General features: G+C 68.8%; 18 protein-coding genes and 2 pseudogenes. 8 read left to right on the top strand and 12 right to left on the bottom strand.

Annotated elements, in window-relative coordinates:
- Positions 1 to 296 precede the first annotated feature (296 nt).
- From ACZ6D7_RS18505 to ACZ6D7_RS18490, 4 genes are all read left to right on the top strand, one after another.
- Positions 297 to 1,586, top strand: coding sequence for an MFS transporter (locus ACZ6D7_RS18505; RefSeq protein WP_469491498.1), 1,290 nt, complete (start codon positions 297 to 299; stop codon positions 1,584 to 1,586).
- A gap of 698 nt (positions 1,587 to 2,284) precedes the next feature.
- Complete coding sequence (locus ACZ6D7_RS18500; RefSeq protein ID WP_469491496.1) at positions 2,285 to 2,527, top strand: hypothetical protein; 243 nt, start codon at positions 2,285 to 2,287, stop codon at positions 2,525 to 2,527.
- Between the two features lie 146 nt (positions 2,528 to 2,673).
- On the top strand, positions 2,674 to 3,231 hold the full coding sequence (locus tag ACZ6D7_RS18495) for a snapalysin family zinc-dependent metalloprotease (protein WP_469491494.1): 558 nt from the start codon (positions 2,674 to 2,676) through the stop codon (positions 3,229 to 3,231).
- Between the two features lie 800 nt (positions 3,232 to 4,031).
- A complete protein-coding gene (locus ACZ6D7_RS18490) occupies positions 4,032 to 6,353 on the top strand; it encodes a GH92 family glycosyl hydrolase (RefSeq protein ID WP_469491493.1) in 2,322 nt (773 codons plus the stop codon).
- Positions 6,354 to 6,439: 86 nt separating this feature from the next.
- On the opposite strand, the gene ACZ6D7_RS18485 is transcribed toward ACZ6D7_RS18490, so the two are convergent.
- The 7 genes and pseudogenes from ACZ6D7_RS18485 to ACZ6D7_RS18455 all read right to left on the bottom strand — a co-directional run bounded on the left by ACZ6D7_RS18485 (position 6,440) and on the right by ACZ6D7_RS18455 (position 12,575).
- Positions 6,440 to 8,164, bottom strand: coding sequence for an acyl-CoA dehydrogenase family protein (locus ACZ6D7_RS18485; protein ID WP_469491491.1), 1,725 nt, complete (start codon positions 8,162 to 8,164; stop codon positions 6,440 to 6,442).
- 122 nt (positions 8,165 to 8,286) lie between these two features.
- Positions 8,287 to 8,859, bottom strand: a complete 573-nt coding sequence (locus ACZ6D7_RS18480; RefSeq protein WP_469491488.1) for a PadR family transcriptional regulator — start codon at positions 8,857 to 8,859, stop codon at positions 8,287 to 8,289.
- Positions 8,860 to 8,932: 73 nt separating this feature from the next.
- Positions 8,933 to 9,046: pseudogene (locus ACZ6D7_RS18475) on the bottom strand (IS701 family transposase); the annotation flags it as partial.
- A 4-nt stretch (positions 9,047 to 9,050) separates the two neighbouring features.
- Positions 9,051 to 9,734 carry a glycine-rich domain-containing protein gene (locus ACZ6D7_RS18470; RefSeq protein WP_469491486.1) on the bottom strand — a complete coding sequence of 228 codons (684 nt, stop codon included), beginning with the start codon at positions 9,732 to 9,734 and terminating at the stop codon, positions 9,051 to 9,053.
- Positions 9,735 to 9,737: 3 nt separating this feature from the next.
- On the bottom strand, positions 9,738 to 10,220 hold the full coding sequence (locus ACZ6D7_RS18465; protein WP_469491485.1) for a hypothetical protein: 483 nt from the start codon (positions 10,218 to 10,220) through the stop codon (positions 9,738 to 9,740).
- A gap of 132 nt (positions 10,221 to 10,352) precedes the next feature.
- A complete protein-coding gene (locus tag ACZ6D7_RS18460) occupies positions 10,353 to 11,075 on the bottom strand; it encodes a class I SAM-dependent methyltransferase (RefSeq protein ID WP_469491483.1) in 723 nt (240 codons plus the stop codon).
- Between the two features lie 414 nt (positions 11,076 to 11,489).
- The gene (locus ACZ6D7_RS18455) at positions 11,490 to 12,575 is read right to left on the bottom strand and encodes a DUF5937 family protein (RefSeq protein WP_469491481.1); all 1,086 of its coding nucleotides are present in this window, start codon (positions 12,573 to 12,575) and stop codon (positions 11,490 to 11,492) included.
- A 101-nt stretch (positions 12,576 to 12,676) separates the two neighbouring features.
- On the opposite strand from ACZ6D7_RS18455, the gene ACZ6D7_RS18450 reads away from it, so the two are divergent.
- Positions 12,677 to 13,894: an MFS transporter gene (locus ACZ6D7_RS18450; protein WP_469491479.1), complete on the top strand. Its 1,218-nt coding sequence runs from the start codon at positions 12,677 to 12,679 to the stop codon at positions 13,892 to 13,894.
- 311 nt (positions 13,895 to 14,205) lie between these two features.
- Here the strand turns inward: ACZ6D7_RS18450 and ACZ6D7_RS18445 are convergent, their stop codons facing one another.
- From ACZ6D7_RS18445 to ACZ6D7_RS18435, 3 genes and pseudogenes are all read right to left on the bottom strand, one after another.
- Positions 14,206 to 15,396 (bottom strand): peptidoglycan-binding domain-containing protein, encoded by a 1,191-nt coding sequence (locus ACZ6D7_RS18445; RefSeq protein ID WP_469491477.1) that lies wholly within the window; start codon positions 15,394 to 15,396, stop codon positions 14,206 to 14,208.
- Between the two features lie 1,037 nt (positions 15,397 to 16,433).
- Positions 16,434 to 16,610, bottom strand: a complete 177-nt coding sequence (locus ACZ6D7_RS18440) for a DUF3117 domain-containing protein (RefSeq protein WP_469491566.1) — start codon at positions 16,608 to 16,610, stop codon at positions 16,434 to 16,436.
- Positions 16,611 to 16,634: 24 nt separating this feature from the next.
- Positions 16,635 to 16,805, bottom strand: a pseudogene (locus ACZ6D7_RS18435) (DUF3117 domain-containing protein); the annotation flags it as partial.
- Positions 16,806 to 18,033: 1,228 nt separating this feature from the next.
- Between ACZ6D7_RS18435 and ACZ6D7_RS18430 the strand changes: the two are divergent.
- Positions 18,034 to 18,387 carry a DUF6192 family protein gene (locus ACZ6D7_RS18430; RefSeq protein WP_469491475.1) on the top strand — a complete coding sequence of 118 codons (354 nt, stop codon included), beginning with the start codon at positions 18,034 to 18,036 and terminating at the stop codon, positions 18,385 to 18,387.
- Here ACZ6D7_RS18430 and ACZ6D7_RS18425 read toward each other — a convergent pair.
- A complete protein-coding gene (locus ACZ6D7_RS18425; protein WP_469491473.1) occupies positions 18,381 to 19,085 on the bottom strand; it encodes a hypothetical protein in 705 nt (234 codons plus the stop codon). The genes ACZ6D7_RS18430 and ACZ6D7_RS18425 overlap by 7 nt on opposite strands.
- A gap of 558 nt (positions 19,086 to 19,643) precedes the next feature.
- On the opposite strand from ACZ6D7_RS18425, the gene ACZ6D7_RS18420 reads away from it, so the two are divergent.
- Entirely contained in the window at positions 19,644 to 20,045 is a 402-nt protein-coding gene (locus tag ACZ6D7_RS18420) for a hypothetical protein (protein ID WP_469491471.1), read from the top strand.
- Between the two features lie 869 nt (positions 20,046 to 20,914).
- On the opposite strand, the gene ACZ6D7_RS18415 is transcribed toward ACZ6D7_RS18420, so the two are convergent.
- The gene (locus tag ACZ6D7_RS18415) at positions 20,915 to 22,012 is read right to left on the bottom strand and encodes a LacI family DNA-binding transcriptional regulator (protein WP_469491469.1); all 1,098 of its coding nucleotides are present in this window, start codon (positions 22,010 to 22,012) and stop codon (positions 20,915 to 20,917) included.
- Between the two features lie 244 nt (positions 22,013 to 22,256).
- Here ACZ6D7_RS18415 and ACZ6D7_RS18410 point away from each other — a divergent pair, with 244 nt between their 5' ends.
- Entirely contained in the window at positions 22,257 to 23,174 is a 918-nt protein-coding gene (locus ACZ6D7_RS18410) for a carbohydrate ABC transporter permease (RefSeq protein ID WP_385790943.1), read from the top strand.
- The last annotated feature ends 2 nt before the right edge of the window (positions 23,175 to 23,176 follow it).

The following is a 23,176-nucleotide window of genomic DNA, read 5'->3' as shown; positions in this document are numbered from 1 at the left end:
GATTCATACGATGCCAGCACAGCTCGCCTCAGTGCCCGGAAATTTCGACTGTCCCGGCAAACCGCCCTACGGGCTGACCCAACTCATGCTGTTGCCCCAGTGACACTCCGCGACCGCTCCCCAAGATCTGTGCCAGAACCCCGTTCTCATGAACAAAGCCACTCCGCTGGTTCCGTAGGCGAGAACGGGCAGCCAGACCGCTCGGAAACGTCGATGAGTACTGGCAAATGGCTGCCGTCGTTGGGTGACCTTTTCCGACATCGTCTGCCGGTGATCTTCACTGGTACGGTCCGATCATGCCGCGCCTAGTGGAAGTTCCTGGGTACGTACGCTTCTGGACTGCCTCGGCTGTGTCTGCTTTCGGTTCTCAGGTCACGGGGCTGGCCTTGCAGATCCTCACCGCCGTGACGCTGAGCGCGTCTGCCACTGAGGTGGGCATCGCCAACGCCGCCCGCTGGGTTCCGTATCTGCTCTTCGGACTCATAGCCGGCGTCGTGGTGGACCGCTGGCGACGCAAGCCGATGATGGTCGCCACGGACCTCGGAAGGGCAGTCCTGCTCGGTGCGATACCCCTGCTGTATGCGCTGGATCGGCTCAGCATCCCCGCGCTGTGCATGTTCGTCTTCGTATTCGGGGTGCTGTCTTTGCTGTTCGAGGCGGCGAACCAGTCGTATGTGCCACAGCTGGTGCCAAAAGAGCTGCTCAACGCGGGATACGCCCGTGTGCAACAGGCCGACGCGGTGGCCGGCTCATCCGGCCCTCTGATCGCCGGGGTACTGATCAAAATCATGGGAGCGCCGCTTGCCGTGCTGGTGGACGCCCTCAGCTATCTGATATCCGGCCTGCTCCTTGCTTCGGTGAAGGCGCCCGACCCCGTCCCCGACCGAGGCGCACGGCGCAGCCTGGGCAGCGAGCTGCGCGAGGGCGTGGCATGGGTCTACCGGCATCGCACTCTGGCGTCCATCGCCCTGACCTCGCACGCGATGCTCCTCTTCAACAGCATGGTGAGCACGGTCTTCGTGGTCTTCGCCCTGCACGGCCTCAAGATCGGGGCATTCGGTCTGGGAGTCACCTACGCCTTCGCGAGTGTCGGCGCGTTACTCGGCGGTGCGCTCTCCGGTCGCGTGGCCGGAAGACTGGACGTCGGCGCCACCCTGATCGCCTTCCGCCTGCTCGCCGCCATCGGCTGGCTGCCTTTGGTCCTGGCCGAGCGTGGACCGTGGGCGCTTGCCTCCGTGTCGCTCGCCTTCTTCCTCGTGTCCCTGGCCATCGGCATCCAAAGCCCGGTGGAAATGAGCTACCGCCAAGCGGTGACACCGGACCGGCTGCGCGGACGGATGAACGCGACGATCCGCTCGATGAACTGGGGAATGGTAGCGGTGGGGGCACCACTTGGCGGAGTACTCGCCGACCAGGTCAGCTATCGCTTCGCCCTGTGGATCGGACTGTCCGGAGCAGTCATCCAGGCACTCGTACTGGCCACTTCACCCACCCGCAGGGCCCGCACCGCCGACGAACTCCATCCTTCGGCATCTGACCTGACGCGACCTGGCACAGAAGCAGCCGCCGGGGAAACTAAGGACTGAGCAGCTCGCGGTGGCATTTTGTGCGCGGGCCGCCCGCGTGCTGGCGAGTCGGTAAGAGTCGGTGCCGGTCTCGATGCTCGCGCAGCAGGGCTCGGTACGACATCCTGTCCGGGCATTGCGGCGGATCGCCGCGCCCTCGCAACCCACTTCGGTCTCGACCCGGCCAGCGAGGCGTTCAGCGCGGCGCACTGCTTCCACGCGACAAGATCGAAGCCGCTGCCTTATGGGCGGTTCAAAACCGTCACGGACGTCTACGCGACGCATCGCCTCAGTTCAGAGTCCACCCGCACACATCGAGAGTCGGTAAAGGCGGCTTCTCCCCCGAGGACTGTTACGACCACCTCGCCGGCCGCCGCACCCGCGACGGCCGCCCCTGATCGGCGAACCCGTCCGGCGGGTCATCACCACCCGCTCACACGGCCTGCCCCCCTACCTCGATCTGGCCGTCGCCCGGTTTCTGGAACTGCGCCGAAGCGGCCACACACCGCAGCCCGGTGGCTTCGACCACGACTTCCGCGCGCTGGTCGCCCGCACCCCTCCGACCTCACCCCGCCCGAACGCAACGTCCTGCGCTCGGTCAGCCCCCTGGACGCCTTCGGCCTCCCCCTCCCCCCCCCAGGCGCGGCCTGCCTCTCCCACGAAGCCCCCGCTCAACGCATGCTGGAACGGCCCAGCGTCCACCACAACCCGTTTGGCCCGTGGCCTTCCACCTGCACGCCCTGATCCGCTCCACCCTCCGCAACGCCGACGCCGGAGCCGACGACCGCTGGTCACGCGGCGACTGGCACACCGCCGCCCATCACGCCTTCACCGCCCTCGGCCAACAGCTCGCCGCCGCCCCCGCCCCCACCCGTCGGCTGCTCGTGGGCTGCCTGCGCCAGGCCCTGCCCCTCGCCCGCGACTTCCAGCTCGAACCGGACTGGCTCACCTCCGCCGCCTGAAGCTACGTCGGCGACTCCGTGTGGGAACCGCCGGCCCCTCCCGCACACAGCGACCGCGGCGGCGTTGACGGAACGACACCTCGAGCGGTACCCAAGGGGGACAATGTCATGCGCACGACCAACTTTCCCCCACAAGGAGGTCGCTCATGCACATCCGCACGACGGCAAGAGGCTTCGCCGTCCTCACGACAGTCACCTTCTCCCTGGTGGGCGGCCAGGCCGCGGCCGCCCCCGCCGAGCCCGTCTCGGCCGCGCGCGTCCTGACCTACGACGCGAGCGGGTCCGCCGAGTTCAGCAGCGCCGTCGACCGGGGTGCGGCGATCTGGAACGCGAGCGTCGACTCCGTCGAACTGCGTCCGGTCACGGCCGGACAGCGCCCCAACATCCGGGTTCTCGCGGACAACGGCTGGCCCCGCGCCCAGACCACATCGCTGGGCAACGGCACCGTCTACATGGGACGGCAGGCCGTCGACCAGGGCTACGACACCATCCGCATCTCGTCCCACGAACTCGGGCACATCCTGGGCCTGCCCGATCGCAAGCCCGGCCCCTGTTCGAGTCTGATGTCCGGCTCCAGCGCGGGCACCGCGTGCACGAATCCGAACCCGAACGCCTCCGAACGGGCGCAAGTCGAGGCGAACTTCGGCGGCGGCCTGGCGGGGCGCTCGGGAACGGAGCAGCACGAGGTCATGTTCACGGACTGACCTGCGGCTGACGGCGGACCGGACGGCCGTACGCCCCGGCGCACAGCGTGCGACAGGGCGTACGAGCCTGGCCTTCACCTGTGCCCGGGCCGCGGACGAAGGTCGGCGAGGGCCCGGCTTTCGGCCCGGCCGGGCGAGGGCCCGGCCAGCCGAGGCCGGACCGGTTGCCGGGCATCGCTCCGTCAGCCTGTCCGCGGGTGGAACGGGCAACTGTGCCCCATGGGTGACATCCTCGTGGGCACCTGCTCGTGGAGCGATCCGGCGCTCGTCAGGCGGACAATGCCCGGCACACCGAGGTCCCGGACGACGTACGGGGGCCCGCTCCACCGAAGGGACCAAACCATTGCGGTGAGCCGAGTGGCTCGGCAGTGTCCTCTTCTCGTTCTCGCCGTCATTTCGGCCCGGGGCGCGAGCCGGGGACTTCCTGGAGGAGTGCGTCCAACGGACGAAGGGGCGGCCTGTGACCGTCAGTTCCGCGACCCGCAGCGTGGCGGAACGACCAGGCCGAAGCCACGAGCGCACCGCCCGCCCGCCACGACATCGCCGCCGTAGCCATCGCCATCGCCCTCGCCGTCACCGTCACCGTCACCGTCACCGTGACCATGCTCCAGACTCTCCCATCCTCCATACCGCCCGTCACGCCCGTCTCTCACGCCGTGCTTTACGCGGTGAAGCGGAACACGGCACAAGTCCTGGATGCCGACTCCCCTTCACAGGGGCACTCTTGACGACTACTCACCCGGCATGAAGGATGGGCGAGCCGTGATGACAACGTTGTCCAAGAGAGGTGGCTGACGCCCATGAGATGGACTCGGCGCGTACGCAGTGCGGTCGCGGCGTTCGCAGTCCTCGGAGCCGCTTTCGTCGCGCCCACGGCGTCCCAGGCGGCCGCCGCCGTGGACGGCGAACTCACCGATCTCGTCAACCCGTTCATCGGCACCGAGAACGAAGGCAACACCTACCCGGGCGCGGCGGTGCCTTTCGGAATGGTGCAGTTCTCGCCGGACACCGGGCACAACACCGGTTACGACTACTCCCAGAACCACATCCGGGGCTTCTCCCTCGTCCATCTCTCCGGTGTCGGCTGCGGCCTCGGCGGCGACCTGCCGGTGCTGCCCACCACCGGCGATGTCACAGAGACGGATTACGCCAAGTACGAGGCCGAGTTCGCTCACGACACGGAAACGGCGAGCCCCGGCTACTACAAGGTCGGGTTGAAGACCGGCATCGACGCGGAGCTGACCGCCACCGCGCGTACCGGCGTCCAGCGCTACACCTTCCCCGCCACCGACAAGGCCAACGTCCTGCTGAACGCGGGCCAGTCACTGCATCGGACCGTCTCCACCGAGGTCGAGGTGCTCGACAACCGGACCGTGCGCACCGCGATCACCGGCAGTGGCTTCTGCCAGGACACGAAGCCGTACACCGTCTACACCATCACCCGCTTCGACCGTCCGTTCACCGCTCACGGCACGTGGAACGGTTCCACGGTCACCGACGGCTCGAGCACCGGCCGGGACGGCGCCTACGTCCGCTTCGACACGACCGAGGACCGGACCGTCGAGGCGACGACGGCCCTTTCGTACGTCGACGCGCACGGCGCGGCCGTCAACCTCCGTGCGGAGGGCGGTCGTTCCTTCGACCGTGTCCGCGACGCCGCGCGGCGCACCTGGGAGGACCGGCTCGACGACGTACGCGTGCAGGGTGGCGGCGACACCCTGCGTCGCACCTTCTACTCGTCCCTGTACCGGTCGTTCCTGGCGCCCAACATCGGCAGCGACGCCGACGGCCGATACACCGGCTGGGATCAGAAGATCCACCGCGCCCGAGGCTTCACGTACTACCAGAACTGGTCCCTGTGGGACACCTACCGCACCCAGTCCCAGCTCCTGTCCCTGCTCGCGCCTCGTGAGGCTCGGGACATGGCGATCTCCGTCATCAGGATCGACGAGGAAAGCGGCTGGCTGCCGAAGTGGGGCTACGGCACGGTCGAGACGAACATCATGACGGGTGATCCGGTCACCCCGTTCCTCACCAACGCCTACCAGCAGGGCCTGCTCAAGGGCTACGAGGAACGGGCTTACCGCGCGCTGAAGAAGAACGCCGACGGAGTGCCGCCCGCCGACTCGCCGGCCGTGGGCCGCGAGGCCAACAAGGAGTACCTCACGGGCGACTACGCGCCCTACGTCAAGGGCCGCCCGCACGTGAAGCCCGGTGACTCCGACTACGACCACGGGGCGTCCGCGACGCTGGAGTACGCGCTGTCGGACGCGATGCTCGCCGCGATGGCCCGGGATCTCGGCCACGCCGACGACGCGGCACGCTACGCCGCCCGGGCCCAGAACTACCGGAAGGTGTTCGACACCTCGACCGGCTTCTTCCGCGCGCGCGACGCCTCCGGCGCGTTCACCGGGCCGGCGGACCCGGCACAGAGCGAGGGATTCCACGAGGGCACGGCCTGGCAGTACCAGTGGCTCGTACCGCAGGACCTGCCGGGGATGGTCGGTCTGATCGGTGGCAGGCAGGCGGCCAACGACCGTCTGGACTCCTTCTTCGCCTACGACCAGCTGGTACGGGACCCCGCGAGGACAGCTCGCGAGGTCTGGGTGAACGGCCCCTACGACTACTACAACGCGGACAAGTACAACCCGCAGAACGAGCCCGACCTCATCGCCCCGTACACCTACCTCTCGACCGGCCAGCCGTGGAAGACCACCGACGTCGTGCACGCCGCGCTGACCCTCTTCACGGACGCCCCGACCGGCATGACCGGCAACGACGACCTCGGCACCATGTCCGCCTGGAACGTGCTGTCCTCGATCGGCATCTTCCCGGTGCAGCCCGGCTACGACACCTGGGGCCTGTCCACGCCGCTCTTCGAACGGGTCGACCTGCGGCTGGACCGCCGCTACTACCCCCGTGGGACGCTCACGGTGACGGCATCCGGTACGTCGGACGCCCGCCGCTACATCCGGTCGGCGCGGGTCGACGGCGCGCCGTACGGCCGGACGTATCTGACGACGGACGCGCTGCGGCACATGCGGTCCCTCGCCTTCACGGTCGGCACCGAGCCGTCCGGGTGGGGAACCGGGGCCGAGGACGGACCGCCCTCGCTGCGCTGACTCCGGACGGCATCCGGTCCGTGCCGACCCCGACCGACCCGTGGCCGGGCCACACGGCCCGGCCACGGGTGGTGCGTACGGCGCGGCTACAGGGGCATCTCGTACGCGCCGGACAGCGCCTCGACCCGCCGCCAGACCCGCTCCGTGCGCGCCTCGTCGACGACCGGCCGTCGGACCGCGCCCAGCGCCCAGTCCTGCTGCCGTTCGGTCGCCGAGTCCTTGCCGTGCAGTTCGACGGCGTGCGCGGAGAAGTCCCGCACGAGGACGGCGAAGAGTTCGTCGAGTACGTCCTCGTCGAGTCCGGTCAGCCCGGCCTGCTCCAGGACGAGCTGACCGTGTACGACCAGGGCGAAGAGCTGACCGACCGCGAGGACGAGGTCGAGGTCGCGGCTCTGCTCCGCGTCGGGGGCGTCCGTGGCGACGAAGTCGCAGAGCGCGTCGGCCTGTTCGCGGAAGCGGGAGACATTGGGCAGGTGCGCGTACGCGTCGAAGGCGGGCCGCCAGTCGTGGAAGCGCACCGAACCGAGGCCGCGGGCCGGCCCCTGCCGGAACAGGAAGTCGTCGTCGGCCGCGTCGAGACGGGTCGGGACCCCGGGGCACTCCACCGGGTCGAGGAGGTGGCTGCGCAGGAACTTCAGGATCAGCGCCAGGTTGACATGGACCGTGCCCTCGAGCTTCGGCAGACCGCGGATCTCCACGGCAGCCTGACCGAAGTAGTTGTCCTTCTCGAAGCCCTTGGCCGCGATGACGTCCCACATCAGGTCGATGACCTTCTCGCCCTCCGTGGTCACCTTCATCTTCGTCATCGGGTTGAAGAGCAGGTAGCGGCGGTCGTCCAGGCCGGCGGAGCGGAAGTAGTCGACAGCGCGGTCGCTGAACTGCTTCATGCCGACGAGCCTGACGTACGCGTCGGTCAACTCGCGCCGCACGTGCGGGAAGCCGGTGACGGGGCGCCCGTAGAGGATGCGGTTGTGGGCGTGGGTGACGGCCTCGTACATCGCGTGCTCGCAGATGCCGATCGAGGCGGTGCACAGGTTGAACTTGCCGACGTTGACGGTGTTGAGGGCGGCGTCGAAGGCGGCGCGACCGGTGTGCAGGACGTCCTCGGCCGCTACGGGATAGTCCTCCAGACGGAACTCGCTGACGAACTTCGAGGAGTCGACGACGTTCTTGACCAGGTGATAGGCCGGGTGACGGCTGTCGGCGGCGAAGAACACGTAGCCGTCGGGGCCCTCGACGTCGGTACGGCGGCCGAAGACGGAGACGAGTCCGGCGGCGTTGCCGTTGCCGATGTAGTACTTGGAGCCGGTGGCGCGGAAACCGCCGTCACCGTCGGGCTCGAGCAGCATGTCGGTGGAGTAGATGTCGGCGCCGTGGGCCTTCTCGGACAGGCCGAACGCGAACACCTCTCCCTGGGCGAGGAGTTCCGCGGCGCGGGTGCGGGCGGCGGCGTTGTCGCTCTGCCAGACCGGGCCGAGGCCGAGGATCGTGACCTGCCAGGCGTACCAGTAGTCCAGGCCGTAGAAGCCCAGGATCTCGTTGAGCGCGGCGATCCGGGCGGTGTCCCATCGCTTGTCCGGTTCCGTCGCCCCCGCGGCGGACGACGGCGTGAGGAAGGTGGCGAAGAGGTTCTCCTTCGCCGCGAAGGCGAGGAAGTCGCCGAGCCACGCACGGGTCCGGTAGTCCTCGATCAGCCGCCGCTTCCCGCGCTCCTCGAACCAGTCGACGGTGGCACGCAGCAGGCGGCGTGTCTCGGGGTCGAAGTGCGCGGGGTCGTACGTGCGCGGGTTGAACAGCAGGTGGTCAGCCATGTGAGTGACCCCTTTCGGCTGGTGGACGGGGGAATCAGGAGGTCTGACGGCCGGACGGGCCGGACCGGGAGGATCGGGAGGGTCGGAGGGATCAGGAGGATCGGCGGCGGGTGCGGAGGCGATCAACGGCCCGGGCCGAACCGGGCCAGCGTGGCGAGCACGTCGTCCAGCCAGCCGATCATCATTCGCTCGTACGCGATGCCGCCGCGCAGGACGACGTGCTGGAGCTCTCGTTCCGCGTCGAGAGGAGCCTTCGCACCGGCCGTGGTCGCCTCCGGCCCCGTGAAGTCCCGTGTCTCTCCCGTGAGGTAGTGCGCCAAGCGGTCCCGGTGCACCTGCCTGTGCCGCTCCACTTCGCTGATCAGGGCGGCCGGGTCGTCGAAGGCTGCGCCCCGGATCTTCACGGCCAGATCGTGGCGGACACTCTCCGGCTCGATCGGATCGTGCAACCAGGAGGACAGCGCGGCCCGGCCGAGATCGGCGACGGAGTACTCCTTCTTGTCCGGCCGTCCCTGCTGGGGAACGTCCCGGGCGTCGACCCAGCCGTCGACCTCCATGCGCTTGAGCACACGGTAGATCTGCTGGTGGGTCGCGGTCCAGAAGTGGCCGATGGACCGGTCGAAACGCCGGGCGAGCTCATAGCCGGATCCCGGCTTCTCCAAGAGCGACACCAGGATCGCGTGTTCGAGCGCCATGACGCCGATCCTCTTATGCAACTCGTTGCATAGCAAGGGTCGCCCGCCCCGATGCGACGCGGCTCACCCAGGGCCCGGCCTCCCCCGCCAATGTCCAGCCGTTCTTGCGTTGCGGCGGCGCAACCAGCCCCCGCAGGTAAGCCAGCGCCGACTGACGCGGCTCCGCCCGGCTGAACCGGTGACGGAACGGGTCAGCCGCCGGCCCGCAGGATCCCGTCCTCCACCAGGGCCGCGGCGAGCTCGACCTTCTCGTCGTCACTGAGGTTGCCCGCCAGCTCGCGCACGTAGAAGGCGCCGGTGCGGGCGACGAACTCCAGTGCCTCGGAAGCGAGGTCGTTCACGCTGATCAGGATCTCGCCGTCCGGCGCGAGCAGATGTACTTCGTTCCCCTCCACCCGGACACCCAGCTGCCCCGCCCGCTCGTTCACGAGCCGACGTCGCGGCGTCAGGGTCCGGGCGTCGTACCAGACATCCGGCAACTCTTGGCCGAACAGGATCTCGTACCGGTCCTTGAACTCGGGGAACGAGGCTGTGGGCCGCTCCGGCGGGGAGCCCTCCGCGGGCGGCGCCGGGACGGGCGCGTTGCTCGGCGCGTGATGGACGTAGCGGCCGAAGAACCGCTCGCAGAATTCCTGGTACTGCACGGTGAAGAGGATGAACTGGTGCCATGCCTCGTCGACCCGGAGCGAGTGCATCTGCCATGACCGCTCGGGATGCTCGTGCACCAGCACGCAGTACCGCTTGACCTCGCGGAAGAGGAGTTCTGCTTCGGCTGCCGAGTCGACGATCCGCTCCTTGAGCAGCTTCTCGAGGAGGTATGGCGCCGGGTGGTCCACGGCCGCGGACCGTTCGACGGCCGGCAGGCTCAGAGGCACGGCCTACTCCCGCCCGGGCGCGGACAGGTCCTGCGGCAACAGTGCATGGCAGGGCGAGTGGCAGTTGCCGCTGCCGCAAGGGCTGTGGCAGGGGTGGCAGGGCGAGTGGCAGTCCTCCGCGAACTCCAGGTGCTGCCGCCGCGTGATGCGCAGTCGGCTCTCCGCCACCTGGGCGGCGGCCGAGGCGCGGACCTCGACGAGGTTCTCCTGCTGGCGCCGCACGACGGTGGCATCGGATCTGACCCAGACCACGGACCCGCCGAACGGCAGCAGCTGCGCCGGAGCCTCCTCGACGTGCAGGACGTCCGCCCGGGGGATCTCGACGCTGTGCGACAGGTCGTAGAGGCTCGCGTACAGCTGGATGCGGTCGTCGCCGTCCCCAGCCCCGACGTAGCCGCAGAACGCCTTCGCCTTCGTCCCGCGCGACCGCAGGACGCACAGCAGCGGATGCTCTGGAATGGATGTTCCGACGTTCTTGGCAGCCAACGTGCTTTCCTCACCCTCACTCCTACGTGCCCCCTGAACCGCCCTGACCGTAGGACGCGGACCGCCGGCCCCGCTGGCGGCGGTGCTAATACGTCAACCGATTCCAGTAGGCGATACCTGCCACTTGGCGTATCACCGGTGCCGGAGGGCGGGCCGCGCGGCGCGGATGATGCGGGTTGCCATCGGCGGTCCGCCACCGCGCCCGGGGTCGTGGACCGTCTGGACGCCGACGACGTCCAGGCCGGCCCGGGTGAGCAGCCGCTCCCACACGGGGAGGTCCAGGACCCACCGCTCCAGCGACGTCGGAGTCCCGTCGGCCAGCACACTGGGGAGCCGGGCGGAGCGGACCCGGCTCTCGGGGGCATGGCCGTTGCGATAGTTGCCCAGGGTGGAGAACACCAGCGACCCGCCCGGGCGCAGGCTCGAGGCGACCGCTGGGAGGAGGCGTCGCGGATCGGTGAAGTCCAGGGCGCCGAAGACGCTGTAGACGAGATCGAAGGCGCCAGGGCGCTCGGCGAGGTGGCCGGTGGCCTCGGCGAGGACCGTGCGCAGCCTCGGCACGTCGCTGTACGACCGGCGACAGCGCTCGTGCATGGAGGGGGACGAGTCGAGCGCCGTCACCTCGGCGGCCGCGCTGATCCCGGCGAGGTGCGCGGCCTGGCGACCGGTGCCGGCGCCCACCTCGATGACGACCAGGCCGTCCAGGGAGCCCAGGAGTTCGGCACCCGGCCCGTTGCGCTGATACCAGTCCCAGCGGAAGGTCCCGTCCATCCCCCCGGCCTGGTCGGCGCGGACCCGGCGGGTGCCGTAGCACTCCCAGGGGTCGGGGCCGGTGTGCCGCGGGGTTCGTGTCACGGTGCCCATCCTCGACGGTCATGGGCGGTCGAGAACGGGCAGTGGGACGGGTGTCCACCCGAGCGGCCTAACAGTTCCCAGCGGATCCCGCGACGGCGGAAGCCGTGCAGCCCGGCGATCGTCCTCTCGGCCACCCAACGGAAAGCCCCGGGGGCCGGATCCGTGTGCCTGGCCGGGTTCGGCGGTCACCGGACGGATACCGCGGGCCCAGAGCAGGCGACGACAGTACTTGTCGTGGTCGTAGCCCGCGGTCCGCGTGGAGCGCGTCGGGTCTGCGTCTCGCCGTCAGCTCACTGAAGGCCACTTCGCAGTGGGCCAGGTGCATATCAACTGAGCTCCGCCGTCACCAGGTGGTCCGCCAGCCGCTCCCGCACACCTCGGGCAGGCCTCGGGCAGGCCTCGGACTGAGGCTGTTCAGCGCAGTACGGCCGCCAGCAGGTCGGTGCCCAGCGCCGTCAGATCGGGCAGGCTGAGGGTGTAGCGGACGTAACGACCGTGCCGCCGAGCCGTGAGCAGGCCCGCGCGGCGCAGGACGGCGAGGTGGCGGGACACCTCCGGGGATGAGAGCTCCCAGACGTGGGCCAGCTCGCTGGTGGTGTGCGGGCCGCGGGCCAGCGTACGCAGCAGCCGCAGCCGTACCGGATGCGCGAGCGCCTCCAGCCGGAGCGTGACCGTCTCCAGGGAGACCGGCTCCGCCGGACTCGGCTCGGCGACGGGGTACTGCAGGACGGGATGCCACCCGGGCGCGTGGACCGCGACCAGGTGCGGGCGGCCATAGACGCTGGGGATGAAGGTGACCCCGGCGGTACGGGCGGCGGTCGCCTTGTCCTGCACCTTGTCCACGATGATGCAGTCGCCGTCCGGTGACAGGATGACCGCGCCGGAGACCGAGGCGAGTGCCGCCCCGATGCCGTGGCGCCTGAGCAGTTCGTTCTTCAGACGTAGATCGGTGGCGAGTTGCACCGCGATGTCCGCCCAGGCGGTGTCGAAGAAAGCATCGGCGCATTCTTCGAGAGTGTGGCGCACCCGCGCCCGCACCGCGGCCGGGTCCGTGAGCAGCCGTTCCGCGAATGCCTCCTGCAGCGCGCCGCGGGCCTGGGCCAGGTCCAGGGCGCGCTGGCGCGCGGTCGCGTCGGTGAGCGGCGACGTCCCGGGGAAATGGACCCGGTTGTTGCCGCACGTGGTGATGAGCGCAGCGGTCACATACGTCTCGTCGTCGATCCGGTCCACGGCGTCCAGTTCCTCGGCGAGGGTCGGCCGGGGCCGCGCGGGGATCAGGAAGTCGGCCTGTGAGGAACGCCAGAGGAACTCTGCCTCCCTGAGCCGCTCGGCCAGCTCCGGCCGCAGCCTGGCCCAGACGTCCGCTGCCCAGCCGGCGAACTGCGGATGGTGCCCGGGTTCGGAAAGCACGTGCAGCATCGCGGTCAGCTCGGCCAACGGGGAGGCGGCGAACCGCACTCGCTCGGACGGCAGACTGCTGATGTCGATCCTCAGCGCCATCACCTCATCATCGCCGCACGGACGGCCGGCGACGGCGTCGATTGACGATGTGCGTCAATCGACGTGCCCTGCCCCAGCGGCCGAACGCACCGTCTGACGCCATGGCAACCATCACCAGGATCCAGCCCCGAGCCCTCATCCGCGCCTCCGGAGGCCCCCGTTATGCCGTCGCCCTGGCCGTGGACGCGCTCGGCACCGGCCTGCTGCGGCCCTTCCTGCTGCTGTACGGCGTGATGGTACTGAGGCTGTCGGGGCCGACCACCGGCATCGCCATGACGGCTGGTGTCGTCGCTGGTCTGGTCTGCATGCCGGTGGTGGGCCGATGGCTGGACCGGGGCGCACGCAGCACGGTCGTGGCAGCGTCGATGCTGGTGCGGGTGCTCGGGGTGGCGCTGCTGCTGGCCGCCCCGGCGGGGCACGCCGGGATGTTCGCGGCGGCAGCGCTCTTTCTCGGCATCGGCAATCAGGCATGGCCGGCCGCCCACGCGGCTGTCGTGGCCACGCTCGCCCATGGCCGGGAACGCGACGCCGCGCTCGCGGGAGGCCGCGCCCTGCGCAACGCCGCCCTGGGCGTGGGCGCGCTCATCGCCACCGCGTGCATGGCGGGCGGCACCACCGCACTGCAAGCACTGGCAGCCGTCACCGGGCTCGCCTACGTCACCGCAGCGGCCCTTGCGTGGTCGGTCCGCCTGCACGCGCATCCGGCCGCCGCCCCGGCCGAGGACGGGGCTCCCACACCCCGGATGCGCGCGCTGCTTGCCGCCAACGTGGTCTACGCCTTCTGCCTCAACGTCCCCGAGATCGCGCTCCCCCTGGTCCTGGTGACACAGTTGCATGCGTCCCCGGTGTGGTCGGCAGCCATCTTCGTGGCCAACACTGTGCTGGTCGTCACCCTGCAGGTGCCGGTCACCGTCTTCATGTCCCGCTTCCCCCGGCGGGCCGTGCTGGCCTTTTCCGGCACGGTGCTGGCCGTGTCCTACCTCGGCTTCCTCGTGGCCACCTCGCTGGGTCACGGCTGGGGTGCTCCGGCCGTCGCCACAGTGTCCGTGGTGTGCACGATCGGCGAGATCATCTACGCCGGCAGCGCCACCGCGCTCGTCACCGCACTCGCCCCGGCCCACGTCCTGGGGCGCACCCTCGCCCGCTTCGAGCTCTCCACGGGCTTCGGCCTCGCCGTCTCCCCGGCGGTCATCACCGCTCTCGCACCGCTCGGTCCGGCCGCCCTCTGGGGCAGCCTCGCGGCTGCGACGCTCGCCTCCGCAACCGCCGTTGCCGCCGAGAAGGATCAAGAGAAGCCGCTCAGCGGTCGCTGCCACTGAGCGCAAGCAGGCTCATGAGCTCAACAACCGCCTCTGGCAACGGAATGAGATAGCGGCGGGCGTTCTCCGGCTTCTTGTCTGGGACTTCGCGCCTGACTGCCTTGAGCTGCACGCAGCCCGCCCTGCCGGTGCGCCGCTCGGCCTGGGGTCCGCTCCGCACCCGCGGGGACGACATAAAACCATTCGACCCGGTCGCCGGCTGCTCCCGACAGGGGATCGACGTTCACCGGCCCCGGCCGTCTCACCGCCCGCCGAGCGCGAGCTCGTCAGCAGCAGGTATCGGCGTCGGCGTCGGCACGTCGGGCGCGGGCCTACTCCGGGAGGACGAAGTCCCTGGGCAGCGGGCTCAACCCGTCCGCCGGCACCCGGACGGGGGGCGGTGATGCAGCGTGTTGTTCGGAGACCGCCGCAGCGTCGCCGAACAGGGTGCTGGTACGCACGTCCTCTTCCTTGTCGTCACTGAATTCCATCTCCTGACAACGCCGCAGCCAAAGGGCGATCTGGAGCATCGTCACCGACTCCCCTTGAGCGAGGATCCCCGGGACATAGCCATTGCCGTGGAACAACCTGGTCTCCTCGACATAGAACCGCACCGCCTCTACGAACGACTCCGGCTGGAGAAATCGTGGAGCCGTCGGATTGCCCAGCGTCTCCTGGACCGCGATCCACTCCATGTGCCTGGAGGACATTTCCTCGACGAACTCCGCCATGACCTCGGCGGTCGGTCCGCCGAGCGCAGAACTCGTCTGCGCGAGAGCTGTGTCGATGTATGTGTCTGTGTCGCTGTCGGGAGTTCGGCGTAGCGCTTGCCCGTTGAACGTGTTGCGTACGTGGTTCAGCTCGTGGAACAGGTCCGCCCGCAAGGTGCTCGGCGCGCGGCCAACACCCGGCCTGCGCACGGTCGCCCAACCCAGGATGACATGGTCCCCCAGCAGGATGAGGTCGGATGTCGAGCCCGCGGGGGTGTCGAAGTTCAAGGTGACCGCCGAGGCGTCGCCGAGGGTCGCGACCGTGTCGTCGAAGAGCTGTTCCGCGCTCTGCCCGCTCTGTATGGGCGCGGCGACGGTGAGGTAGGTGCCGCGCAGGTCGTCGCTGCGACTCTTCGCCACGATGCCGAGCAAGTCGCCCGAGTCGAGCTTTCCCAGCGCGAACCGTCCGACCATGTGCCGCCACGAGTTCAGTGGGCTGCCGATGAGTGTGGCGAGTTCGAATCCGACGAACGGCTCGACCCTTCGGTGCGCCACGGCCGGGCTGAACTCCTTGAAGGCCGGGTCCAGCGTCGGCGGATCGACGAACAGATCGGCGTCCAGCGCCGAGGCGGTACCCGTTCCGACGACCGGGTCGGTGGGCTGGAGACCGGAGTCGGCCTTGTAGGCGGAGACCGCGGCGCCCGTGTTCTGGCCGAACTTGCCGTCGGCCCCGTCCGGTCCGACCGCGCGGCCGAGTGCGAGCAGGCCTTCCTGGACTCGCTTGACGCCCAGGCCCTGCTCGGGCTGGCGCATCCTGTGCGTGCCCGTCAGACAGGCCTCCAGCGTCGGGTCACCGCTGAATCGGGGAGAGCGGAATGCCATGGCAACCCGTCCTTTCGCTTGGCACGGTGGGCATGAGAAGTCGTGGCTGCACCGCACGGCGGGGTGGGCCTGCCCTCCGCGGCCCTCGTCCGAGACGAGGCCGGAGTGAGCGCCACCGCTGTCCCGCGCCCTCACACCGGCCCCACACCGGCCTCAGGGATACGGTGCGTCACTCCGAGGAGGTGGTGGTCGGAGCTTGCGCACAGCAGCTCCCGCGGCCAGGGGGCCAGTGCCGCATCCGCAGCACGGAGCCGGTCCGGCGTCCATCAGTCCTGGTCGCCCGGACCTCTTCCTTCCCATTCTGCTCCCTTCGGGATGTTGCTGCCGTGGGGGTTTGACCGGTTGCACAGCCCAGGTCGGGATCCGGGACCGCGGCCATGCCCGGGACGCCTCTGGTTGTCCCTCGAAGACATCGAGCGCAGACTGGAATGGGCACGACCGCACACTCCTGGCACGCCCAGTCGGCTCGCCCTTCCCACCTCAAGTTCCCCCTCCAGGCACCACGATCTCCGGCCGCCCCGGCAAGTCGGGCCCAGACCGCGGCCCCATGCGCTGACGGTGGGTCGGCCCAGCCACGGTGGCTGGTCGCGGAGCCGGCCGACGAGCAGACCTCCGTCTGGCCGAGCAGACCTCCGTCTGCCGGTGGCAGTAGCCCTCCGGCCGCCCGCCCCGCCCAACCATCCCCGCCCCGCCCAACCATCATGGTCGGCCGCGTTCCTGTACACGTGGGCGAGGCAATCACACGATGGGGCAGCCGAGTTGGACTCCGCAGGCAACAGCGCGCAAGATTGCGGCACAGGGCCTCCTGACGCTTCGACGCTTCATGGATTCGACACCCACGCGAGCTGTTCGGGAGGCTGCCTTCATGCCCCGCCCACCGGAAGATCACCCGACCGGGAATCCACGTTCGACCGCCAGACGAACTCCGCGGTACGACAACTACTTCTCAGTCTCACTGACCAACGACATCAGCCGACGACCTTCTTGAGTGCGTCGGTGAGGACACCGGCCTCCTCCGGGGTCAGTTCGACTACGAGCCGACCGCCGCCTTCGAGAGGTATGCGCAGGACGATGCCCCGCCCCTCCTCGGTGACCTCGAGCGGGCCGTCGCCCGTCCGCGGCCTTATGCTGGCCCTGACGCTCAGCAGCTGAGTGGATTCACCGTCGTTGAGGACGTTCTCGAGTGCGTCGGCGAGGGCACCGGCCTCGTCCAGGATCAGTTCGACTACGAGCCGACCGCCGCCTTCGAGAGGTATGCGCAGGACGATGCCCCGCCCCTCCTCGGTGACCTCGAGCGGGCCGTCGCCCGTCCGCGGCTTGATGCTGCCCCTGACGCTCAGCGGCTGCGTCCCGTTGCCCTCGGTCTCGACGGTGTAGGTCCCCAGAGCGGGTGTCGCGGTGGCGGCAGGCGTTAGGACGACCGTGGCCCCCAGAACCAACGATGAGGCGACGAGCGAGATGATGGCATTGCGTCGGATGCGCCGGGCCATGATGGGTCTCCTCCCTCGCGATGAGTGGAGGGCGCCGCGGACACACGGGGGCAAGTCGCCGCGCCAGCGCTCCGGGAGTGGTCCCTCCAGCCACAGCGCGACAACGAATGTACGGCTGTGGCGCCGCTGTGGCGCCGGACTGATCGGAAGGCGCCACTCCATCCATCCTCTCCCTCCCCGAACGGGGTGTCGACCGGACGGCCACGTGAGCCGGCCTGGCGGACAGGCCCAGCAGCTCGCCACAGGGCGGCTTGACGGCTTGGCTTCGTGAGGTGCCTACCGCCTCGCCACCACCCCGAGCCCGCGCTGAACAACGGCTGGCCGCGAGCCGGCCAGGACGCGTGCGGCCTCGTGAGCGGCGTCAGCGCTCACGGATCCTTGACCACCACCAACCGCCCACCGTCAGTTGGGCAGCTCATGGCAGCAGCCTGGTCACCCCATGGCAGCCATGATCACAACCACCGCGGGGTGAGAGCAGGGAAACCCGCCACGACCCGGCTGACGCCCACCCGATGCCACCAACGCACCCATTGACAGCCCTGCTGCGGTCTACCGCCGGAAGCCTCGCTGAGGGTGGCCCAGTCGACGAGCCAGCCGGCATCACAGCTGTCGGCCCACACGAGAGCGATATTTCGGTGAAGGGCATGGAGCTGTTTCGAGCAGAGGCGCGGCAGCGTCGCGTCCCCACACCGACGCCGAGGTGACCGCCACGACCGGGAGCAGGCCCCGGGGAGTCCACTGCCAGGTGTCGTTTGGTGCGCCGACCTTCTTGCCCGCGTCCCAGACGCGTGAGTCGACGCCGACCGTGTCCGTGGCCATCAGGGACTGCGAGTCGATGATCGCGGCCGTCGGCTCAGCCTGGCGTCCTCGGCTGCCAGGCCCTGCGGCGCCAGCGGCGGATGAACGCGTAGACCCGGTCCCAGGCCGGGAAGTCGGCAGGGATCGCACGCCACTTGATGCTTTGTCGAGGAGGTAGCGAACCCGTCGAGTATCTGCCGGTGGCAGCAGCCTTCCGGCTGCCCGCCCCTGCCCTCCAGCCATGCCGGCACCGGCCGTGATCAGAAGCGTTCCCGTGCGCGTGAGCGATGCAGTCACGATCGGTGACCGCGCGCTGGAGATCGAGCCAATGCGGCAGCGGGGCGGGCTCGTGGCGGAGCCGGAGTGGACGGTCGAGGCCTCGATGAAGCGTCTGGCCGACGACATCGGGCTGTCGGTCGCCACGGTGAAGACCACGAGGTGGGTGGCCTCCCGCTGGCCGAAGGAACACCGCAGTCCGAAGACGGCGTCGGACACGGTCCACCGGACCCTGGCGAACGTCGAGGACGAGGCGGAACGGTTCACGGCGCCTCGCGCGGAAAGGCCCCACCCCCAACGGGCCGCGGAAACCGGCGCACGCCAACGGCTGATGGCCCCCTACTTCTTACGTCAGTAGTCGGTGAGATCCACCATCACATCGCAGTGTGGATCGTCGGAAGGCTGATGCAGATGCTCGTTCGCCAAGAACGCTGGGGAAACCAGAGAGCCGAGCAGGCCAGGACCCGTATGGCTGATCAGCACGTCCACACCGTATGTGCGGTCCCGCTCAGGTGAACGGAAATAGAGGCGCATGCGGTCGTCGCCCTTGATGACCGCGCCGATTAAAAGCGGCTTCCACGACACGTGCGTGGTGACGAAGGAGCGCACGAGATCGAGCAGACGACCCGTGGCCGCCAGCTCGATGTCTGGTTCGGGGGAATTCACATCTTGGCCCATGCCGGACACGTGTTCCCCGGTTGGTTTGTGGCAGTACGCCGTGATGACGCCGATCTTCTGACCGGGACCGGCATCATAGCGGCCGTCCGTGGTCTTGCCCGTGTACTGCACGACCACCGTGAACTTCACCTGCCGCGGCCTCGGGACGCCTGTCTCGAAGGCGACCCCGTCGTACTCCAGGTGCCCGTGGCGGTCGTCCCGGTCCACATGGTCGTGGAGGGCCGCGTCCAGGGAGGAGCACTTGTTGATGTTGTGGCGGCCGGTGAAGTGGTGCCAGCCCAGTTCCGAGTTCCCGTAGCGAGTGACGATGTGCCTGCCTTCCGGATCGTCCGTCTGGCACTTGACCCGCTTGTCCCACGGGTGCGGTATCTCGGGCATCGGAGCAGCACTTCGGCTTCGTCCTGGTCGTTCCCTAGCGGACCGCGGCCGTGATCTCCGGCCGGTCTTGGCCAGCAGGACACCCATCAGTCGCCGACGGTCCTTCTCCTGCGGCCCCTCCGGCCACAACTTCGGATCGAGTATCAGCTCGGCGCCAAGGCCACCAGGCCCGATGGATCTGATCTGCGCTCACCGGGTGCTCGCTCCTGATACTCACGCCTTCGGGATCACCGCACGCAACCGCGAGCACCCGCACGAAACCGCTCGAAGTGACCGGGGCTTAGAACACGTACCAAGGGAACCGGAGGATTCCGTTCGTCGTCTTCGCCTCCAGTAACGTCCGCTCCTAGCCCTCGGTATGCCACCGGCGTCGAGCGGCTTTCAAGCGGCACCAAGGGGGAGCACATGAACCCAGGTCAGCAGGTCCAGTTCCATGCTTCGTGCGGGCACGTGATCTCGGCTTCGGCCGAGCGCGCGGGGCTGGACGTCCGGTGTCCCCACTGCCACCAGGTGGTACGGGTCCCGCCGCCCGACGTTCCCTACGCTTCGCCGGTTCCTGTGCCGTCCGGTGCCACCGAGCCGATCGCGCTCACCGCCCTCTATGTGACCGCTCTGATCGGCGGCACCATGGGAGCCGGACTGATCTACGGCGTCATGTTCGACGAGTTCTCGGAGTCCGAGCTGGTCGCCTACACACCGCTGTGGTTCTTCCCGATCGTCTTCGGCCTGTACGGTTTCGTCTCCCAGCGGCTGCTTCGGCGCATCGTTTCCGGGCAGGCACAAAGCCTCAATGAAGCCGCCCGCCTGTCCATCGACGTAGCCGGCCACTGGGCAGCCCTGTTCCTCTTCCCTTTCCTGGTCCTCAAGTGGCGCAGCTCCCTGCTCGTGTCGATGGTGGCGGCGTTCTTCTGGGCCGCGCTGCTGTGGCTGTTCTTCGTCGTCATCTTCCCGACTCTCTAGGGAGGGCCCTTGTCGATGACCCCTTGTCGATGACCGTGCGCCACCTCGGACGTATCACTTCACGCAAGGGCTTCCGAGCAACTACCTGATCGCCCCCTCCACACACACCGCACCCCAACCGCGCACAACCTGCTCAGCCGTCTGCAGACCCTCGCTCGGGCATAGCCACACCCGCAGCCGGCGACTGCGCCCGCCAGCCGTACGAGAGCGAGCCCGAGTGCTCAGCCCAGGTGTGGGCGGCCCGGCACACCGAATGGCGGCGCGGGGCCACCCTGATGACCGCCTCGGGCCAGACCGTCTACGACGGCGGGCAGGGTGCCGCGGACCGGCGATCGGGGTGGGAGCGGGAGCGGCGGAGAGCGGGACGGACTGCGGGCAGGCGCGGCTGCCCGCAGCAGGCTGCCGTCGCGCCTACCAGGCCGCACTCCACCTCGCAGCCATTCGCACACCACCGACGCCTGGCCCGCGACCACGAACCTCGGAGGTTGCTGGCCTGGGTTGCGGAGACCTGTCCCTGCGGAAGTCCCGCCGACTGCCCTGTTGTCGCTGCTGAGTTGCAGAGCGTGCCGCTGATCGGCGCGCCCGAGGCATGGGCGACCGGTTACACGGGCTAAGTAGCTGTTGTCTTTCCGATCTTGCAGCTCGGCCGCGGCCAGCTCGGCCTGGATACGGCAGCCTCCTCACGCAGCCCGTCGACTCGACGGCGAGCGGCGAACTCGTACTGTTTCCAGTAGCCCGACCCCGACGGCATTCGAGGCCTCCCGGCGAGCGACAACACGACAGGCCACAGCTCCCACGGAATCACCGACCCCAAGCTTGACCAGCTGAAACGCCGTCCTCAAGTTCGGCAAGCCAACAGCCACCCGCCCTTACCGCTTCAGGGGCGGCGGCGCCGTGCTGCTTCTGACCACCAGGCGGGTGGGAACGATGTCCGTGCCGGATCGGGGGACGTCGTGTTCGTGGATCTGCCGCAAGACCTCCTGGGCACTTTTCCGGCCCACCTCGGCGAAGTCCTGGTGGACGGTGGTCAGGGGCGGGGCGAAGTGGGCGGCATCGGGGAGGTCGTCGAAGCCGACCACGCTGATGTCGCCTGGGACGGCCTTGCCTCGTTCTTGGAAGGCGTGCAGGAGACCGAGTGCCATCTGGTCGTTGGAGGCAAACACCGCGGTGCAGTCCGGCTCTTGTGCGAGTTCGAGGCCGGCCGCGTAGCCCGATTCGGCGGTCCAGTCGCCGTGCAGGGGCGGTGGCACAGGCCGTCCGGCTTCCTCGAGCACGGTCTGCCATGTCTGGGCTCGGCGCTGGCTTGCGTACGACGTCTCCGGACCGGTCACGTGCCAGACGGTCTCATGTCCGAGTTCCAGCAGGTGGCTGATGGCCTCTCGGGTGCCGCCGGCCTGGTCGGTATCGACCACGCGATAGCGGTCTCCGGCGGCGGAGTCCACGACGACCACGCGCACGCCGGGCGGCAGCTTCACGGTTCCCGCGTCAAGCAGGTGGACCTCGATGAAGACGATGACTGCGTCGACGGCCAGTTCGCCCATCCGGGTGAAGGCGCCCAGCACGCTGTCCTGGGTCGGAATATCGACGGGGATCACCGTGATCGCGTATCCCTCGGCCGCGGCCTGGGCCGCGATCGCTTGCACGGTGTCGCTGTGGCCGGTGGCGGAGAGGCTGTGGAGGATCACGCCGATGGTCTTGAACTGCCCGTACCTGAGGGCGCGCGCGGCACTGTTGGGCCGGTAGCCCAGTTCCCGCATCGCAGCCTGCACTCGCTCCCGGGTCGACCCGATCACGCTGGGATGGCCGTTGGCGACCCTGGACACGGTCTGACGTGAAACGCCGGCAAGCGCGGCGACGTCGGCCCTCGTGACGTGCTGCCTGTGGCGCCCGCCCGGTACGGCCGAACCGACTTGCTGTGCACCCACCGCAGGACCAGGATCCTGCTGTCCCAGCTCACTCAGGTCCATCGAGCCTTCACCCTGTCTGTCCACTCGTCGCCGTCCGCTGAAGGCTCGGACGGAAGTTTTAACGTGCGAGAAACCTTGACCTCCCACTGTGACGGGTGCCACGCTACCGCATCATGTTCACGTGACCAACCGTCTGCGGGCTGAATGGTCACGTGAACAAGGTTCGGATCGGTGCGCTGAGCCGGACTCGATGTTCACGTGACCACGCAGTGTGGTCAGCGTTCGCGCAGCAAGGAGTGAAGCGGTGGTCGCAGCACCACAGGCAGGGGTTCTAGGTGCCAGGAGGCCATCGGCCTCGAGACGGCGGTCATGGGTCGGCTGGCGGTTCGTCGGGCCGTTCGTGGCGGTGTTTGCGCTGGTCTTCCTCGCACCGATCGGCTACTCGATCTACCTGAGCCTGTTCCGTACCCGGCTGATCGGCGGAACGGCCTTCGTCGGTGCCGACAACTACACCGAGGTGCTGGGGGACGCGCAGTTCTGGTCCGCCTTCGGGCGGGTGGCGGTCTTCCTGGCCGTGCAGGTCCCGATCATGTTGCTCCTCGCGCTTCTGCTGGCCCTGGCGATCGACAGCGGCCGCCTGTACGGGGCGGGCTTCTTCCGGATCTCGGTGTTCCTGCCTTACGCGGTGCCGGCCGTCGTCGCAACGCTGATGTGGGGCTTCATGTACGGAACCCGGTTCGGCCTGGTCGGCAACATCAATGAGGCGTTCGGGATCTCGCTTCCCGACCCGCTGTCGCCCGATCTGGTCCTCGCGTCGATCGGCAACATCGTGACCTGGCAGTTCGTGGGCTACAACATGCTGATCCTCTACTCGGCGCTGAGGGTGGTCGATCCGGCGCTGTACGAGGCCGCGGAGATGGACGGGGCCGGGCAGCTGCGGATCATCTGGGCGATCAAGCTCCCGGCGCTGCGCGGGGCTCTGTCGATCGCGACGATCTTCTCGATCATCGGCAGTTTCCAGCTGTTCAACGAGCCGAGCGTCCTCAAGAGCCTGGCGCCGAATGCGATCACGTCCTACTTCACGCCAAACCTCTACGCCTACTCGCTGTCGTTTGCCGGACAGAAGTTCAACTACTCGGCCACGGTCGCCATCGTCATGGGTGTGATCACGATGATCATCGCCTACGCCGTCCAGCTGCGCGGCCTGCGGAAGGAATCCTGATC

This window comes from Streptomyces sp. NPDC041784 (genome assembly GCF_055591025.1).
The sequence above is the reverse complement of the archived record's forward strand: the minus strand, read 5'-3'. Positions and strand labels throughout refer to the sequence as shown.